Consider the following 17501-nt stretch of genomic DNA (forward strand, 5'->3'; position numbering starts at 1 on the left):
TGCAGGAAGGCGCGCCGCGACGAGGCGAGAACGTCGTGTCAGTGGCCGTGACAGGTCCGTGACGGGTCGGTGTCAGCCGGGCCGTCGATGGTGGTCACATGACGAACACAGCGATTGCGGCCACCGGGCTGCGAAAGGCATTCGGGGACAAGATCGTCCTCGATGGCATAGACCTAGAAGTCGGCACGGGGACGGTGTTTTCGTTGCTCGGCCCGAACGGGGCGGGCAAGACGACGGCGGTGAACGTGCTGACCACGTTGATGAAGGCCGACGGCGGGACCATCCGCATCGCCGGGCATGATGTCGAGTCCGAGGCCAAGTCGGTGCGCGCGGCGATTGGCGTCACCGGGCAGTTCGCGGCGGTCGACGAGCTCCTGACCGGGCAGGAGAACCTGCAGCTGATGGTGGATCTGAACCGGAGCATCTCCGGCAACGGGCGGCAGATCATCACCGAGTTGCTCGAGCGGTTCGATCTAGTGGAATCGGCGCAGAAACCCGCGTCGACCTACTCCGGCGGTATGCGCCGGAAACTGGACCTGGCCATGACGCTCGTCGGCAGCCCCCGGATCATCTTCCTGGACGAGCCGACAACGGGACTGGACCCGCGCAGCCGTCGCACGATGTGGTCCATCATCCGTGACCTGGTGTCCGGCGGTGTGACGGTATTCCTCACCACCCAGTACCTCGAGGAGGCCGACCAGCTCGCCGACCACATCGCGGTCCTCGACCAGGGCCGGTTGGTTGCCCAGGGCACGCCCGACGAGCTCAAGCGCCAAATCCCCGGGACACATGTCCGTTTCCGGTTCGCGGACGTCGCCGAGCTCGACACGGCAGCGCGGCTGCTGAGCGGCGCGACCCGAGACGACGCGGAGTTGACGTTGCGGGTGCCCAGCGATGGCGGCACGAAATCAGTGCGGGCGATGCTGGATCGCCTCGACGAGCATGAGCTCGATGCCGAGGAGTTCTCCGTCCACACGCCGGACCTCGATGACGTCTTTCTCGCCCTGACGGGCCACTCCACGGAGGTGGACGCGAAATGAGCAACAAGCCTCAGTCGGTGGTGATGCTGAATCGCAACTTCAAACACATCACTCGGAATCCGACCTCGGTCTTCAACGCGGTCGTGATGCCCATCGTGATCCTCTTGATGTTCGTGTACATGTTCGGAGACACCTTCGACGTGGGCATCGATTACATCGACTACGCGACGCCCGGGCTGATTCTGTTGGCCATCTGCTACGGGCTGGGGGGTACCGCGACGTCGGTGAATTCCGACATGACCAAAGGCATTATCAACCGGTTCAAGGTCATGGACGTCCCCCGCAGTGCGGTGCTGACTGGTCATGTCGCAGCGAGCACGCTGATCAACGTGGTCGCCATCACCGCTCTGGTCGGGGTGGCACTGCTGATGGGATTCCGCCCGGCGGCTGGATTCCTCGAGTGGCTCGGCGTGGCCGGCATCGTCGTGTTGCTCGGTGTCGCGGCCGGCTGGTTCACGGTCGCATTGGGGTTGGCGGCGAAGTCTCCTGAAACGGCCGGTATGTCGGCCGTGCCGCTGGTCATGCTGCCGTTCTTCAGCAGCGCGATCGTACCCGCCGAGAACATGGGCCCGGGCTTGCGGCAGTTTGCGGAGTATCAGCCGTTCACACCGATCATCGAAACGATGCGCGGGCTGCTGGCCGGCGCGCCGGACACCGGCGATGCGATCACGGCCGTCGCGTGGTGCGTCGGAATCGGTCTCGTCGGCTACCTGTGGGCAAGTTCCACGTTCAAGAAGCGAGCGTGACCCCAGCGTCGCGGACCGGTGGCGCGAGTGTCCGGTCCGCGACAACGACCGCCAGGCAACACACATCGAATACTCAGGAGATCGTCATGCCCGCATTCGCCACGCCAGAACCGATCGCGGTGACGATCGAAGTTGCCGGGGCGCAGGTACAGGTCACCGCGAGCGACCGGACCGACACCGTGGTCCTGGTCGAGCCCATCAACAAGGCGAGCAGGAAAGACGTCAAGGTGGCAGAGAACACCAAGGTCGACTTCTCCGACGGGCGACTCTCGGTGAGAACGAAGACGGCCGGAAACAAAGGGGGCTCGGTCGCGATCACGATCGAGCTGCCGGCCGGGTCAAGTCTGGCCGTCTACTTGGCGCACTCGGATGTTCACACCGCCGGGTCGTTGGGGGAGTGCGAGCTGCACATGGCATCCGGGCGGGTGCAGCTTGACGCCATTGACGCGCTACAGGCCAACATCGCCTCGGGTGACGTCGCGATCGGCCGGATCGCCGGGCGCACCGATGTCGACGGTGCGTCGTTCACCACAAGGATCGGCGAGGTCAAAGGCACGGTCGGCTTCATGAACTCCGGCGGTTCCATGTGGATCGGTCACGCCGCGGCCGATCTCGGCCTCCGGAGCAGCAGCTGTGACTTCAACATCGATCACGCCGACGGGCACGTCACCGCCACGACCGGCAGGGGTGCCATCCGGATCGGCCGAATGAGCAACGGTCGGGCGAAGCTGACGAACGGCTCGGGAGACATCGAGGTGGGCATCAGTGAGGGCGCCGCCGCCTCGGTCGACGCCAACAGCGAGCGAGGGGCCGTGCACAACTTCGTTTCGTCGGAGGCAAAGCCTGGACCAGCAGGCGCCAAGGTCTCCGTCTACGCACGCACCCGGCACGGTGACATCACCGTTCAGCGTGCGGCCAGCTGACCGTCATGAAGCGAGCGTGATCTCGGCGAGCTCAGACCAGTCCGCCTGCGTACCTTCCCGCGTCACCTCGGCGAACCGTGCTTCGCCGAGGTGACGTCGCACGTCCTGCTCAATTCGGGTCGCATCCGGATCGGTACGATCCGGCAATCCGCGTACGCCGGCGCTCGCCGCGAGCAGCCGTGCTGCCTGTTCGTACTGGTCGAGGCGGACGGCCAGGTCCGCGACCCCGACGAGCTGCCGGGCGACGACGGACGGAGCTCCCGACTCCGACGCCGCCTGCCAAGCGGCTACCCGATGGGTACGGGACTCGCGGACATCGGTGGTCAGGTAGCCGAGCAGGTCGTGGATCTGTACGCGGATGTTCGGCTGCTCCGCCGCGTCGCCCAAGAGGGTGGACGCGAGGCCGATTTGCTGACGGGCCTCCCAGACGTCACCGCGCCACCGCGCGAGCAAGGCCTTGGCGAGCGCCAAGGAGACTAGTGCGTATGGCCAGGTGACACCTTCGGCGATCTGCTCGGCCTCAGTGATGGCGGCCGCGCTGGCTTCCCGATCGCCGTTGAGCCAATACAACTGAGCCTGAAGGGTGCGCACCTCGATGACATCCTCGACGGCGCCGAGTTCAGTGAGGGCCGCGATCGCCCGCTCGTAGTACTCACAGGCACCGGCGAGTTCGCCCCGCATGGCAAGTTGTCCGGCCAGCTCGGACAGCGCCAACGACATCCCGAACCGTTCGCCCAGCGCCTGGAACTCCGCGAGCGCCAGCTCCAGCTGGGTCTGCGCATCCCCGCCGCTCTGGCCGAACATGGCTCGCATCTTGGCGACCTGCCACCGACCCATCGCGCGTACCCAGGGGTCGGCGCTTTCCAGCAACGACTCAAGGGCGGGTAATGCCTCGTCCGGGGCGTGTAACAGGCGCTCCAGCGGGATCGCGAATTCCAGCAGCGGGTTGTTGTTCTGAGATTGCTGGCTGAACCGATACCCCTTCTCGATCCACTCCGCGCCCACGTGTTCGTCGCCCTGCCCGGAGGTCACGAAGAGCACCACGAGCCCGTACGTCAGCGCCCGGACGTCGTCGCTCGCCTCGCCCGGGAGGTTCGCGGCCGCGATGAGCAGTTCCAACCCTTCGGTTCGCCGTCCGCCGAGCCACCAGTACCACCCGGTGGCGGCCGCCAGCCGCATGGCCGCTTGTGCGTCACCGGCGGCGATCACGGCCCGCAGAGCGGCGCTGATGTTGTCGTGGTCGGCCTCGAGGGTGGCGAGCCACTCCAGTTGCTCGGCACGGCGCAGGTGGGGCTCCGCGGTTTCGGCGAGCTCGGTGAAATATTTCAGGTGAGCGCGCCGGGCCTCGTCTACTTCTCCCGCCTCGGACAGCCGATCCGCGGCGTACTCCTTGATCGTGGTGAGCATCCGATACCGCGGGACCTCATCGCCGGTGGTGACCAGTAGCGACTTTTCGGCCAGCGATGTGAGCAGTCCCAGTACCTGGTCTTGTTCGATCCTGTCCTGGTGCTCAGTGCCGGCGACGATGCAGATTTGCTCGGCCGCCTCCACGCTCGCCCCGCCCGAGAACACCGATAGCCGGCGCAGCACCGTCTGCTCGGTTTCGGTGAGCAACTCCCAGCTCCAGTCGACCACCGCACGCAGCGTCTTGTGTCGTGGCAATGCGGTGCGGCTTCCGCTGGTCAGGAGGCGGAAGCGGTCATCGAGCCGGTTGGCGAGCTGCTCGAGGGTCATCGTTCGCAGTCTGGCGGCAGCAAGTTCAATGGCCAGGGGGATCCCGTCCAGCGCCCGGCAGATCCGCACCATTGCCGACAAGGTGTGTTCGTCGGTTCCGAGGTCCTTGCGCACCGCGCCGACCCGGTCCTGCAGCAGTTGGACAGCCGGGGAGGATGCGATTTCGTGTGGATTGGCCTCGGATGGCACGGCCAGCGGCTCGACCTGCCACAGCGCCTCCCCGGTGATGCCGAGTGGCTCCCTGCTGGTTGCCAGGATCCGCAGCCGCCGGCATTCACCGAGAACCCGATCAGCGAACCTCGCGGCCGTTTCGATCACATGCTCACAGTTGTCCAAGATCAACAGCATTTCTCGGTCACGAATCGCGGTGACGATCCCGTCCACCGGGTCCGTGCTCGGCGAGGAACCGAGCAGGGCATCGCGCAGCCCGAGTCCGGCGAGGGCGGCCTGGGCCACGTCGCTGTCGGCGCCGCTGGCGGCGAGCTCCACCAGCCAGACCCCGTCCGGGAGGTCGCCGAGCAGGGACCGCGCGGTTTCCGCAGCCAGCCGGGTCTTGCCGGCGCCACCCGGTCCGATCAGGGTGGTCAGCCGATGTTTGGAGATGAGTTCGCGGACCGCGGTGACGTCGGTGTCCCTGCCGACGAAGCTGGTCAGCTCGGCACGGACATTGGTCTTCCGGTTGTCCTCCGACCGTCCGAGCTCGCCCCGCAACAACGCGACGTGTAGGGCCGACAACTCCGGCGATGGGTCGACACCCAGCGTGTCTACGAGGGTCTCCCTCGTGCGCTCGTACAGGAGCAGCGCCTCGGAGTCCCGGCCGGCCGCAACGAGCGCGCGCATCAGCGCAGCTACCAGCCGCTCCCGCAGTGGATGCGCGGCCACCAGGTCGGTCAGCTCCGGGACGAACTCACCACCGCGGCCGAGGCTGACTTCGGCCTCGAACCGGTCTTCCATCGCGGTCAAGCGCAGACCCTCGAGCCGGGACACTGCTGAGTCGAACGCTTCGCTGTCTTCCAATCCGACGTCTTGCATCGCCGCGCCGCGCCACAGCGCGAGGGCATCGCGCAGGAGACGTGCCCGCTCCAGCCCCTGCGTGCCGCGGGCTTCACCGACGAGACGCTCGAACCGGAGGGCATCCACCGCCTCGCGTTCTATCGCCAGCCGGTACCCGCCCGTCAGCCCTTCGATCGATCCGTCCGGCAACGCCTTGCGCAGACGTGACACCAAGCGTTGCAAAGCGTTCGCCGCGTCGGACGGCGGGTGCTCACCCCAGATCCAGTCGACGAGTGTGGCCTTCGGGACGACGCGACCCGCGTCGAGCGCGAGCGCGATCACCAACGCGCGCAACCGGGCGCCCGGCACGTCGGCGACCAAACCGTCGTCCGTGCGCACCTCGAACGATCCAAGCATCCCGATCTTCACTAGCGGATTCTCCCACGGCCGCGGGACAGGTGGCCCATCATCATTCGGGCGGCGGGTCCTCGCCGTCTGCTGCCTCGGCATGGGCGAGTTCGAGTTTGGTGAAGCCCGCCGAATGGACGAAGATCGCCACGAACCCGCAGGCCAGCACCGCTATCCCGGCGGCGGGCAGGATGTGCCAGAAGCCGGCCACCACCCCGACCGCGGCGCTTGCGACTGCTACCGACCTTGCGACCGTGACGAGCATGGATGTGGCCTCGCGCTGCCGGTAAGTCTCGTGCCGGTTGAGCATCAACAGCGCCGCCAGCAGAGGCACGGCGATGGAGAAAGCGATCACGCAGATCTTCGCGGACAGATCCATGACCTCGGTAGAGGCCGCCAGAAATGGCTGCACCATCACCACGCCGACCCCGATCAAACCCCCATACATCAGGTTGTTCTGCCGGATGGTCTCTTCCTTCATCCCCGCCACCCGCTGTTTCCACCAGGCATCCTGGGCAGCGGCCAACCTCTTCCACGACTCTTCGTCCGTCGGCTTCTCATTCACGAGCCCATGATGACAGTGGATGTGCGCAGCGAGCGCTCCGCCGACGGCATGTCGCGTGTGCCCAGTCAAGATACCGACATTGCGGTTGCCATCACCCCCGCGATGTCGGTACATCCATGACCGGCGGTCTCGCGTCGCTCTCGCACGCTCTGCTGGTGATTGCTCACCTCGGAAGCAAGAGTCTTGACTGATAAATGCGTAAGTAATAGCTTACGCATTGTGCATACAGTAGACCCCTGGGTGGCCCTTGCTGATCCGACCAGGCGTGGCTTGCTGGCTCGTCTTGCCGCCGAGCCGAACTCGGTGACCGAACTCGCCAAAGACCTGCCGATGAGCCGGCCCGGAGTCTCCCAGCACCTGAAGATCCTGCTGGATGCCGGCCTGGTCGACGTACGTAAACACGGGCGGCAACGGATCTACATCGCGCGGCCCAATGAGCTGGCCGCCCTACGTGCTGAGCTGGACTCGCTCTGGAGTAAAGCGCTGTCGAACTTCAAGAACATCGCCGAGAACACCACCGACAAGGAGGAACCATGACCACCACCGAAGAACTCACCACCGTGCGGCAGCAGATCACCGTGGACGTGCCCCAAGAGCGCGCGTTCCGGATCTTCACCGAACAGTTCGACGGCATCGTGGCAGGAGTTCCGCACCGGCGTCGAGGGTGGCTGGCTGGTGTTCCTCGAGAACTTCCGCACGCTCACCGGTGGGTGATCAGCGGGCCAGGTCGTTGCGGACGGCGAGGGCGATCACTTGGGTCACCTGTGAGTCGTTGAAGTTGTCGTCGGAGACGAACACCAGGCTGTGTTCGCCGGTGGCGAAGTCAGGTCCCCAGCTCATGCCCTCGATGTTGTCCACACGGGAAAGGTCCAGGTCGGCGAAGTCCACGACGAGCTTTTTGTCGACCGGCTGGTAGCGACTGTCGGCCAGGCGGTGCCGGTTCAGGACGTCGGTCGCGTCACTGACGTCGATCTCGTATACGCGGATGTTGTTGCCGACGCCCACGGCGAAGGAGCGCTCGAGTACGAGGTAGCGGTGCTCGTCGATGGTCAGGATCTCGGTGACGCCGTTGTCGGCGAACGCATCGCTGGGCACGGGCGGCACGGGAATGGGGCCGATCTCGTAGGCGTGTTGCCGTACGGGCACTCCCGTGCGTTTGTTGTACCAGGTCAGGCGGCCGATTGCGCCCTCGTCGACGGTGGGGACGCCCCCGTCCTGGTACAGCGGCCCTTCCATCGCTGTGACCAGCTCACGGCCGTCAGCGGTGAGATCCAGGCCTTCGAACGTCAGGTTGTGCCGAGGGCCTTCCTGGTCCGGGCTCATCCGCAGTGTCTCGGGCTGACTCGTCTGCCGGATGTGCCGTCCGGTCTGGCTCATCTGCCGCACCCACGGGTCGACCAGCTGAGGCTCGCCGCCGTCGCTGGGCACGACTCGTTTGCCTTCGCTGGCCCACCACAGCATCCCGTTGGCGGGATCGACCCGGATCGCCTCCGGGTCGGCAACCTCGGGATCATCGTCCGAGGCCGGCGGGAAGAGGGTGCCGTCGGTGCGGCGGATGTCGACCGATTCGACGAAGTCGACGCCGTGGACACCGTCCTGATCGATGTCGATGCGCGCCCGGTAGAACCTCGGCGGACCCTCGGTCGAGTCGTCGGCGATCAGGAACCAGTCCCCGGTACGGGTGTCGTAGTCGAGGCCCGAGAGTTCACCGACGGAGGAACCGTCGACAATGACGCCTTTCGGTACGACATATTCGCCGACGACGCGCAGATCCCAGTCGGCGCGCTCCGATGCCGCGGGAAGTCCTGCGACTCCCGGAGCGGCTGCGCTCACGAGTGCTAGGCCGGTCAGTCCACCGACGGTGACGAGCGAGCGGACGGTGTGCCGGAGGTGACCGTTGGGCGAGTTCATGGCTCACGATCGTTCTTGATGATCGGTCGAATCGCCAGAGGTCTTTCCCAACGTTCACCGAGCCGTCATCACGGACTGAGCAGGAGCTTGATCGCGCGGCGCTCGTCCATCACCTGCTAGCCTCGGCCGACTGGTCGAGCGGCAAGGTCAGATCGGAGACCTCACCGGATTGATCTGATCGCTCATGATGAGCTCCAAAAGCTCGGACAGGATCCGGCGAACCGGCGCGGGACCACTGCGCAGGTACACATCGTCCCGGCCCTCATCACCGATCTTCCGCGAGAGGTAGACATCGCCTACCGGTTGAACGAATTCCTGGAGGCCAGTCCCCGGTGAGCAACCGGCTGCGAGCCGCACGGGAAGGACGACCCGCTCACTTCCCGCTCCACGTCTGAGCGGGGAAGCGAGCGGGTCGTCACGCCTCGGATCAACAGCGCGTCAGGCTCACCTGCTGCATCTGATTCCCTTACATGGCGCGTCGCTCAACCGCATGACGATGAGGCCGTTGTTGCGGTCGCTCGCGACAATGGTGCCGCTGTCGAAGAGCGGGAAGATGCCCCATTGCCCGAGGAACGCGGTGCCGAACTTGTCCTCCTGATTGAGGTTGAGGATGTTCTTCGGCAGCCGTGGTTCGGTGTCCATGTGGGCGAACTCGCTCAGGCTGACTGTGCCGGCCGCATCTCGCTCGATCTGGAGTACCCGCGTCCCGGACGTGTAGTTGGCCTGGTAGATCTTGTCGTCCTTGACGATGAAGTTGTGGTCCAAGCTGGCCGTGCTGTGATTGAACCGCTCGACAAAGACCGGGTTGTCCAGCTCTCGGATGTCGACGATGTAGGTACCGGTCGACGGCTTCTTGGTGGGGTCGTCGACGGGTTGGGCGAAGAACTCCGTGAATGCCCAGCCTGCGGCGACCAGTTCGTCGAGTTCATCGTTGATGAACAGGAAGTCCTGCTCTTCGGTCGTCCAGCCGGCGTGCGAGAACACCAGTTCCGGAACCCGGAAACGGGCGAGCACCTCGATGTTGTTCTTGTCGGTCGCGTCCCAGATCTCGGTGAAGCCACCGATGCGCTCGCCGACAGGTGGGATGCGGTCGCGGCCGTCGAAGACGAACACGATCTCGCGTCCCTGGAACCGGGTGTCCGGCCCGTCGTAGACGACCGGGTAGAAGTCGTGTTCCCCGATGTCGGGCAGGCAGGCCGCTACGTCGGGATTCGTTGGATCGGTGTTCAGGTCGTAGATCAACGTGTTGAACCGCGGCGGCACGTCGAGGCCGCAGGCGTTGTTCGCGGCACCCGGCTCGAGGCGGACCCCGGCAACGTAGGCGAAGCCGGTGTCCTCGTTGACCTGAATGTTGTGGGCCGAGAGGTAGCCGCCGGTCGAGAACCGGAAGGTTGGTGCCGGCAACACCGTGTCGGGCGAGGAGGCCGGTGCCAGGCCGTCGAGAACCGACAAATCCACCACGTCGATCTCGGACCCGACGATCTCCGACGTGTAGTAGGCGAAGTTCTCGAAGACACCCACGTCCCCCCAGAGGTTGCCGATGTTGCCCGGCGCCTGGCTCTCGAGGCTGCCGAGGAACTCGGGATTGCCGGGATCGGTGACTCGGACAACTGCCATCCCGCCTGTGCTCCCCACCAGCGCGTACTCTTCGCCGGCTGGTGAAGTCCACCCCCAGATGTCGTTCAGAATGCCCTTGGCCGTCGTGTCGGCGAAGGCGCCCGGGATCGGGAGAGCGCCCATGGCCTCCGGGGCGACCTGCCCCAGGAAACGCATGTTCTCGGTGTCGGGGAACGGACCTTTGGCCACGGGCAGGGTCTCGATTCCGTCGCCTTGTGACTGCACGATCTCCAAGGCGAGGGCGTCTGGATCGACGTCGTGCCGATCATGCGCGAGCGCCATACCACTCATGGCAAACCCGGCCGTCACTCCCAGGGCGACGCCTACCGCACTCATCTGGCGCAACCTCGATGGGCGTTGTGTTCTCATTGTGCCCCCCAATCACTAGCCCCACCATCGGATGCCAGCGAAGGGTACGCCCGACTCATGGCATGCGGAAGAGTCACTTCAGGACCGACGGTTCTCAAACCGGCGCTGGACCGTTCCGGCATTTCGTGCACCACTCCGCGGTCGGAAACCAGCAGGTCGGCGCGTTGCCGATCACGGAAGACAGGGGGAGGAGGCAGCGCGACTGGTCACTTGCCTGGTGCGTACCTGCCGCCCGTGAGGCCGACGTTGCTGGGCCTGCCGCGGGTAAGTCCGCCGTGGGTGGCGACAGAAGGTGCGTCTTCGATACCGCCACCGACAGGTGGATCGTTTCAATCAGATCATTCGTGTCGCTCTTGGTATCGAAGCCATCAATCAACCCCAACCCGCCCAGGACGTGGAAGATCACAGGACGCGTGTTTGACCTGGAGCGCACTCCAGGCTGCAGAGTTGCGGACATGACTGCATTTACACGTACCTTGGGACGCGCCGGAATCGAGGTCAGTGCGCTCGGGATGGGCTGCTGGGCGATTGGAGGCCCCTTTTGGGCCGGAAGCCAGCCCTGTGGCTGGGGAGAGGTCGACGACGACGAATCCCGCCGGACGATACGCCGCGCGCTAGAACTCGGCGTCACGCTGTTCGATACCTCCGACGCCTACGGCACCGGGCACGGTGAACGGATCCTGGGAGAGGCCCTCAAGGCGGACCGCGACGACGTCGTGATCGCGACCAAGTGGGGGAACACGATCGACGAGTCCACGCGGCAACTCACCGGCAGCGACCCTAGCCCCGGTTATCTGCGCACGGCACTCGAAGCCTCGCTCCGCAGGCTCGGCACCGATTACGTCGATCTCTACCAGCTGCATCTCAACGATCTGCCGATACCCCAGGCCGAAGAGCTGCTCGGCACGCTCGAAGAGCTGGTCGAGGCTGGGAAGATCCGTTGGTATGGCTGGAGCACGGATTATCCCGACCGGGCGACCGCGTGGGCACGCGACGGTGAGCATTGCGTCGGCATCCAGCACGCGTTCTCCGTGCTGCAAGATGCCGGCGAGATCCTCGCCGTGTGTGAGTCCTACGGTCTGGCCAGCCTGAACCGCTCCCCGTTGGCCATGGGCTTGTTGACCGGCAAGTTCACCGCGGCGTCGAGGCTGGGGCCAGATGACGTCCGCGGCGTTGCGCCGGAGTGGTTGAAGTACTTCGACGACGGCCGTCCGGTCCCGGTCTGGCTCGAGCGAGTCGCCGCCGTGCGGGACGTGTTGCGTAGCGGTGGACGCACTCTGGGCCAGGGCGCACTCGCCTGGATCTGGGCTCGAAGCGAGGCCACCATCCCGCTCCCGGGTTGCCGCACCGTAGCGCAGGTGGAAGAGAACGCCGGCGCCATGGAGTACGGCCCATTGGCCCCGGACGAGCTGGCCGAGGTGGAACGGCTGCTGGGCGACCTGCGCGCCGAACCCGTCGCGGCGATGTGACCGACACAGCTGATGAGCTGGTGACCGTCACGGTGACCAGCTCAGCCGGCCGTCGAGTCACAGGACAAGTGCCCGTGGATTCTGCCGCGCGCGGCGGTGGTGGCGGGCTGGCCCGAAGTGCTCGGGCTGGCTTCAGCGGAAAACGTCCTCGAGCGTGTCGGCGGTGAGGACACGAGCGGTCCAAGTTGCGAGCTGGTCGGTGGTGGCGGCGTGCACCATGTCCTCTGTGTTGTGGGGGAGTGGGCCGAACTTGAGGTTAAGCAACTGCACGAGTGCCTCCGCACGACCCTCAGCTTTGCCCTCAGCCTTGCCCTCCGCCTTGCCGCGGGCCTCGCCTTCGGCGCGGAGCATTTCTGCGGTGGTCACGTATGCCTCCTCTGCTTCGGGCCCGAGTTGAATGAACAGGTCATGTAGCTCGTCGGTGGGTGCTTCTCCGACGCTTTCAATGTACGTCACCAGGCTGAGAAAGTCGTCTTTGCCATTGGGCCGATTCAGGATAGCGCGCAGGTCGTCGGCCCAGCGTCGCAAGTCGTCGGCGAGGGAGGTATTGCCGGGCGCGGTCTTGAGTAAAAGCAGGGTCATCCGTGTCGGCGGGGTCAGTGGCCGTGCCCGCAGCGTTTGTTCGTCTACGCGCGCAAGGTCGTCCAGGAGGAACTGGAACTGCGGCAGGTAAGCCCGGGTGACTTCTGTGGTGTCAGGGCGCAGATTGATGAGGTCGATGACGTCGGTGGGGCCCGTCCAAGGGCGGCGGTTGTGGTTCACGACCAGAGGGATGATGGCGGGGAGTCGGGTGGTGTCGGGGTGTTGTTTCAAGTAGCGGTCCCAGATCCGGACGATGTAGTGCAGCATCCGAAACGGCATGAGAGTGTCGGTGCTGCTTTGGTGTTCGACGAGGACATAGATGAACGAGTCGTGGCCATCCAGCGGTGCAGTGAAGAGCAGGTCGGAGTGTCGCCAGCGCAAGTTGGTGTCGACGAAGCTGCCAGAGACTCGGGTTAGGTGGTCAAGATCGAGGCTGTCGGCCAAGTCGGGCGGCAGTACGGCGCGCAGCTGGGACGCCGCGTTTTCTGGTTCACCAAGAATCCGTCGGAACACCGCATCGTGGGGGTCGAATGGTTCGACATGACAGGGAACGTTACAAGCGTGCACCGACAATATAGGCCCGGACTTTGGCTCAGAGCCCGTCGAGTCAGGGATGTGCTCCCGCGGCGCGTGATGGTCGAGTGCGGCTTCGTGGCCTGGCGTAACGGATGGGGGCGGATTCGCGCCCGGAAACGTTACAAGAGGCCACGAGGCTCGGCCGGGCGCGGTGGTGGGGTGTTCTTGACCTCAACTTTAGTTCAGGTGGAAAGCTGAGCGGCAACTAACGAGAGTGAGGAGACTCGGTGAAGGTTGCCTACGTCAGTACCCCTGGAGGCCCAGAGGTGCTCGAAGTTCGCGAACTGTCGGACCCGCAGCCAGGGGCAGGCCAGGTACGGGTCCGGGTGCGGGCAGCGGGCGTGCAGCCCTTTGATCTCGCGATCCGCTCCGGGTGGCGCCCGCAGTATGCCGAGGGTGAGCTGCCTCAGGTGCCGGGCAACGAGTTCGCGGGGGTGATCGATGCGGTCGGAGACGGGGTCAGTGAGTGGCGCGCGGGCACGGAGGTGCTCGGTTTCAACTTCCTCTCCTGTTACGCCGAATACGTCGTGGTCGATGCTGGGCAGATCGTCGAGAAGCCGTGGTCGATGCCGTGGGAAGTGGCCGGCGGGTTCACTGCCGGTGCGCAGACCGCGGAGATCGCCTGGGAGGAAGTCAAGCCGGGGCCGGACGATGTGGTGTTGATCCATGGCGCGGCTGGGAACGTCGGCGGGTTCGCCGTGCAGTTGGCCCGGCTGCGTGGTGCGCGGGTGATCGGCACCGCCCGTTCCGAGCATCACGATTATCTGCGCGAACTTGGCGCCGAACCCATCGACTATAGGTTCGGCCTGGTGGAACAGGTGCGGGATCTCGCGCCCGCCGGTGTGGACGTCGTGCTCGACGGCGCAGGGCGAGAAGCTCTCGCGGCCACGCTGGAGCTGGCCAAGGATCTCACCCGGACCCGCACGATCTACGAGCACGAAGCGGGACCGAAGGCGGGCATCGCCACCTTGTCCGGTGCCCGCTCCGCTTCCCGGCTCGCGAGCCTGGTCGACATGTACGCCGAGGGCACGCTGACCGCGCTGATCCGCTCGACGTACCCACTCGAGCGCGCGGCCGATGCGCATCGTGAGCTTGAGACCGGACACGGACGGGGCAAAATCGTGCTGACGATGTGAACCGGTGCTTGCTGCCGAGGAGGGGGCGGGTTGGGCTGCATCGGTGATTGCGAGGGCCGGTCCTCGATGGCTACCCGGTTCCCTTCCTCTACCGTTGCAGCTGGAGAGTGTCGGGTGAGCCCGGCTGCGCACACATCCGCCTGAGGAGGCGCCCCATGACAGATCGATCCGCCCTATTGCTGCCGGCGTTCGAAGGCGCGACCCCGTGGGCGCAGCTCGATCGGTTGCCGGAACGGCCGGCAGAGTTCACCTTCGCCCTCCTGTCGGATCTGACGGGCGGGGAGCGGCCGGGCGTATTCGGCAGGGCGGTCGATGCGACGAACCTGATACGTCCTGACTTCGTCATCCAATTGGGCGACACGATCGAGGGCTACACCTGCGATGCGGCGGAGATCGCTCGGCAGTCCACGGCATTCGACACGACGGTGGCCCGACTCGACGTGCCGATGTTCCGGGTTCCGGGAAACCACGACGTCAGTAACGACACGATGCGGACCGAGTGGCTCAGTCGATACGGCGCGCTTCACTATCACTTCGTTTACCGGGATGTTCTGTTCGTCGCCCTGGACACGCAGGATTCGCCCCGGCCAGGTGACGGCGACGTCCATCTCGATATGTCCGTAGACGGGTGGGAGGGGACGATGCCGGCACGTTTCAGCGCCGAACAGCTGTCATGGGTGGAGCAGATTCTGGCCGAGTATCCAGACGTGCGCTGGACGATCCTGTGCATGCACATGCCCGCATGGCAGGGTGCCGGAGCGCCCGGCTTCGACCGCGTGCTGCGGGCGCTGGGTGAGCGTCCGTACACCGTCTTCGCTGGCCATGTGCACAATTATCGGCGGCGCCAACTGGCAGGGAGAGACTTCATCCGGCTTGGCACCACGGGGGGATCCTGGGTTGTTCCCGGCGAAGCCGGAAACTTCGATCACCTCACGCTGGTCACGATGATGCCCACCGGGCCCCGGATCGCGAACATTCTGCTGGACGGTGTGCTCGGCCCGGACGGCGGGCGGTGAGCGATGCCACCTTGCGTCGCGCCGAGTGTCTTAGCACGCCCGATTCACGAAGATCGTGACGTGTCATAATCGGGCGTGCTGCGAATCTCGCTTCTTCCGCTGTCGTTCTGTGCCGTCCTGTCTACGGGCGTCGCCGCTGCCGGCGCGAGCGCCGTCCCGGTAAGCGCTTCACCGATGGGCGGCGCGGTGGTCGAGCCAGGCCCGTTGGAGACGGTGGTGGGAACTGGCGAACTAGGCCACTCGGGTGACGGTGGGCCGGCCGTCGACGCGAACCTCGGTGAAGTGCGTGACCTGGCGTTCGATGACGCAGGCAACCTCTATATCGCCACTCGCGTCGATGGTGCCGAGCGCGGCGCCTACATCCGCGAGGTCGCACCAGACGGGACGATCAGCACCGTGGCCGGCGGGTTGGTGGCGGAGTCCGATGACTCCGGCAGGCAGCGTATGACGCCTGACGGCTTGGCAGGCGTGACCAGCCTCGCCGCCGGGCCGGATGGCGAGCTGTACATTGCCGACAGCCTCGTCGGCCAGGTCATGCGTGTGGATCCTGGTGAGGAGCCCACCATCGTGGCCGGCACCGGCGACTACGGACACGCCGGCGACGGCGGACCAGCCGCACAAGCCCAGCTGCGGTCCCCTGCCGGCGTGGCTGTCGGCCAGGACGGCGAGCTTTACATCGCCGACGCTGGTGGTTATATCCGCCGGATCGACACCGACGGCGTCATCACCACGATCGCCGGGACTGGCGACGCGGCGGAGGAGTCCAGCGGCGACGGTGGACCGGCTGCCGAGGCGTCGTTCACCCGGCCGTTCGACGTCGTGGTCGATTCCGCCGGCAACCTCTACGTGGCGGACGTGTTCCGGATGAGGGCAAGCGATGACGACATCCCGAGTCAGCGGATCCGCAGGATCGACACTGAGGGTGTCATCACCACCATCGCCGGCGGTGAGGCATGCGGCTACACCGGCGACGGCGGACCCGCCGAAGACGCCGAGCTGTGTTTCCCGCGAGAACTGACTGTCGGCCCGGACGGAACCGTCTATCTGGTGGACCCCAGGCATCACCGGATTCGGATGATCACGCCGGATGGCACGATCCACAGCTTGCCCACCTATTTCAAGGATCCGTCCGCGCTGGCCATAGGGCCGGACGGCGCGCTCTACGTCGGCGACGGCGATCAGGGTCAGGTACACCGGATTCCACTCGATGGGGGTGGTGCTGAGTCCGAGGTGCCGGACACCGTGGTCGATGCCCCCGACCTGTGGGCGGAGGTGAACGCGCACGAGATCACCGTGGTGGCGGGTACCGGAGAGGCAGGGTATTCCGGCGACGACGGACCCGCGGGTGACGCCCAGCTGTCCGGCCCGGACGATCTCGCCGTCGGACCGGACGGCACGCTCTACGTGTTGGATTCCGGCAACGGCCTGGTACGTGCGATCCACCCGGACGGGACCATCACCACGGTTGCCGGAGGCGGCCCGGACTGGGCCGACTCGCTCAGACCGGGGCCCATGACGGGTGACGGCCGGTTGGCGACAGAGGTCGGCCTGCGTGGTGTCACCGGGATCGACGTGGCCGCCGACGGCACGCTTTTCCTGGCCGACCGGCAGAACAAGCGCGTTCGTCAGGTAAGCCCAGGCGGCGTGATCACGACGGTCGCGGGCACCGGGGCACCTCCCGACGAGAGCAACGCTGCCGCGGCCGGCGGGGTGGCTACCCACGTGGCGTTCAACGCGCCGCATGACGTGGCCGCGGCTGCGGACGGAAGCCTGTATGTCACGGACTCGCAGGCTCACCAGATCCTGCACGTCGATCTTGACGGAACCGTGCGGGTGATCGCCGGGACCGGGGACGCGGGCTTCTCCGGCGACGGCGGGCCCGCGGTAGAAGCGGAGCTGGAGAGGCCGACCAGAATCGACGTCGGTCATGACGGCACGCTTTACGTCTCGGACAGCAACGACAGCCGAATCCGTGCCGTCGATGCGGATGGCGTGATCACCACGGTCGGGGGGAAGGAAGCACCTGAGTACGAGGATCCCACCGAGGGAGTGCCAGCCACCGAGGTATACCTGAGGGTTTACGATCTCGCGGCGGACGACGACGGCACGATCTATCTGAGCAGGTGGGGATCGATCCAGGCGATCGGCACCGACGGAATCATCACGGTGCTGACCCCGGGGGACACCGGCGCCGCAGCTCTCGCGGTGGACGGCGCGGGCAGCGTGTACTTCTCCCAGGCGCGAAACCACCAGGTATCCGTGTTGCCCAAGGCAGGCGAGGACGCTACGGCGCTGGTTGCCGCGGAAGCCGACACATCCGGCACGCCGTGGTGGACGATGATCATCGGTGTCGCGGCTGTCGGGGTAGCTGTCGGCGGTTACCTGCTCTTCCGGCGGAGGCGTTCTTCGAGTTGAA

13 protein-coding genes are annotated in these 17501 nt (G+C 65.8%); 8 read left to right on the top strand and 5 right to left on the bottom strand.

What is annotated here, in order from left to right; translation table 11 throughout:
• The first annotated feature begins 98 nt into the window (after window positions 1-98).
• The 3 genes from F7O44_RS01765 to F7O44_RS01775 all read left to right on the top strand — a co-directional run bounded on the left by F7O44_RS01765 (window position 99) and on the right by F7O44_RS01775 (window position 2709).
• Window positions 99-1040 (top strand): ATP-binding cassette domain-containing protein, encoded by a 942-nt coding sequence (locus F7O44_RS01765; RefSeq protein ID WP_162448464.1) that lies wholly within the window; start codon window positions 99-101, stop codon window positions 1038-1040.
• Window positions 1037-1786 (top strand): ABC transporter permease, encoded by a 750-nt coding sequence (locus F7O44_RS01770; RefSeq protein WP_162448465.1) that lies wholly within the window; start codon window positions 1037-1039, stop codon window positions 1784-1786. The genes F7O44_RS01765 and F7O44_RS01770 overlap by 4 nt, the downstream gene beginning before the upstream one ends.
• Before the next feature lie 86 nt (window positions 1787-1872).
• Window positions 1873-2709 carry a DUF4097 family beta strand repeat-containing protein gene (locus F7O44_RS01775; RefSeq protein ID WP_162448466.1) on the top strand — a complete coding sequence of 279 codons (837 nt, stop codon included), beginning with the start codon at window positions 1873-1875 and terminating at the stop codon, window positions 2707-2709.
• Window positions 2710-2712: 3 nt separating this feature from the next.
• Here the strand turns inward: F7O44_RS01775 and F7O44_RS01780 are convergent, their stop codons facing one another.
• Together F7O44_RS01780 and F7O44_RS01785 are read right to left on the bottom strand one after the other, a co-directional pair.
• Window positions 2713-5865: a BTAD domain-containing putative transcriptional regulator gene (locus F7O44_RS01780; protein ID WP_162448467.1), complete on the bottom strand. Its 3153-nt coding sequence runs from the start codon at window positions 5863-5865 to the stop codon at window positions 2713-2715.
• A gap of 40 nt (window positions 5866-5905) precedes the next feature.
• Window positions 5906-6409, bottom strand: a complete 504-nt coding sequence (locus F7O44_RS01785) for a hypothetical protein (protein WP_162448468.1) — start codon at window positions 6407-6409, stop codon at window positions 5906-5908.
• A gap of 219 nt (window positions 6410-6628) precedes the next feature.
• Between F7O44_RS01785 and F7O44_RS01790 the strand changes: the two genes are divergently transcribed.
• Window positions 6629-6946, top strand: coding sequence for a metalloregulator ArsR/SmtB family transcription factor (locus tag F7O44_RS01790; protein WP_162448469.1), 318 nt, complete (start codon window positions 6629-6631; stop codon window positions 6944-6946).
• A gap of 177 nt (window positions 6947-7123) precedes the next feature.
• Here the strand turns inward: F7O44_RS01790 and F7O44_RS01795 are convergent, their stop codons facing one another.
• Both F7O44_RS01795 and F7O44_RS01800 read right to left on the bottom strand, forming a co-directional pair.
• Entirely contained in the window at window positions 7124-8320 is a 1197-nt protein-coding gene (locus F7O44_RS01795) for an esterase-like activity of phytase family protein (protein WP_162448470.1), read from the bottom strand.
• A gap of 444 nt (window positions 8321-8764) precedes the next feature.
• Complete coding sequence (locus tag F7O44_RS01800) at window positions 8765-10273, bottom strand: choice-of-anchor B family protein (protein ID WP_162448471.1); 1509 nt, start codon at window positions 10271-10273, stop codon at window positions 8765-8767.
• 488 nt (window positions 10274-10761) lie between these two features.
• On the opposite strand from F7O44_RS01800, the gene F7O44_RS01805 reads away from it, so the two are divergent.
• Complete coding sequence (locus F7O44_RS01805; protein ID WP_162448472.1) at window positions 10762-11775, top strand: aldo/keto reductase; 1014 nt, start codon at window positions 10762-10764, stop codon at window positions 11773-11775.
• A 132-nt stretch (window positions 11776-11907) separates the two neighbouring features.
• Here the strand turns inward: F7O44_RS01805 and F7O44_RS01810 are convergent, their stop codons facing one another.
• Complete coding sequence (locus F7O44_RS01810) at window positions 11908-12870, bottom strand: Rpn family recombination-promoting nuclease/putative transposase (protein WP_162448473.1); 963 nt, start codon at window positions 12868-12870, stop codon at window positions 11908-11910.
• A 290-nt stretch (window positions 12871-13160) separates the two neighbouring features.
• On the opposite strand from F7O44_RS01810, the gene F7O44_RS01815 reads away from it, so the two are divergent.
• The 3 genes from F7O44_RS01815 (at window position 13161) to F7O44_RS01825 (ending at window position 17500) form a co-directional block, all read left to right on the top strand.
• Window positions 13161-14069 (top strand): zinc-binding dehydrogenase, encoded by a 909-nt coding sequence (locus F7O44_RS01815; RefSeq protein ID WP_162448474.1) that lies wholly within the window; start codon window positions 13161-13163, stop codon window positions 14067-14069.
• A 155-nt stretch (window positions 14070-14224) separates the two neighbouring features.
• Complete coding sequence (locus tag F7O44_RS01820; protein WP_162448475.1) at window positions 14225-15085, top strand: metallophosphoesterase family protein; 861 nt, start codon at window positions 14225-14227, stop codon at window positions 15083-15085.
• Between the two features lie 75 nt (window positions 15086-15160).
• The gene (locus F7O44_RS01825) at window positions 15161-17500 is read left to right on the top strand and encodes an NHL domain-containing protein (protein WP_162448476.1); all 2340 of its coding nucleotides are present in this window, start codon (window positions 15161-15163) and stop codon (window positions 17498-17500) included.
• Window position 17501 lies beyond the last annotated feature (1 nt).

Source organism: Phytoactinopolyspora mesophila (assembly GCF_010122465.1).
GTDB classification, from domain to species: domain Bacteria; phylum Actinomycetota; class Actinomycetes; order Jiangellales; family Jiangellaceae; genus Phytoactinopolyspora; species Phytoactinopolyspora mesophila.

Bases quoted from the DNA above. Each gene is read 5' to 3' on its own strand.
- F7O44_RS01765 (WP_162448464.1), top strand. From the start codon at position 99: ATGACGAACACAGCGATTGCGGCCACCGGGCTGCGAAAGGCATTCGGG.
- F7O44_RS01770 (WP_162448465.1), top strand. From the start codon at position 1,037: ATGAGCAACAAGCCTCAGTCGGTGGTGATGCTGAATCGCAACTTCAAA.
- F7O44_RS01775 (WP_162448466.1), top strand. From the start codon at position 1,873: ATGCCCGCATTCGCCACGCCAGAACCGATCGCGGTGACGATCGAAGTT.
- F7O44_RS01795 (WP_162448470.1), bottom strand. From the start codon at position 8,320: ATGAACTCGCCCAACGGTCACCTCCGGCACACCGTCCGCTCGCTCGTC.
- F7O44_RS01800 (WP_162448471.1), bottom strand. From the start codon at position 10,273: ATGAGTGCGGTAGGCGTCGCCCTGGGAGTGACGGCCGGGTTTGCCATG.
- F7O44_RS01805 (WP_162448472.1), top strand. From the start codon at position 10,762: ATGACTGCATTTACACGTACCTTGGGACGCGCCGGAATCGAGGTCAGT.
- F7O44_RS01820 (WP_162448475.1), top strand. From the start codon at position 14,225: ATGACAGATCGATCCGCCCTATTGCTGCCGGCGTTCGAAGGCGCGACC.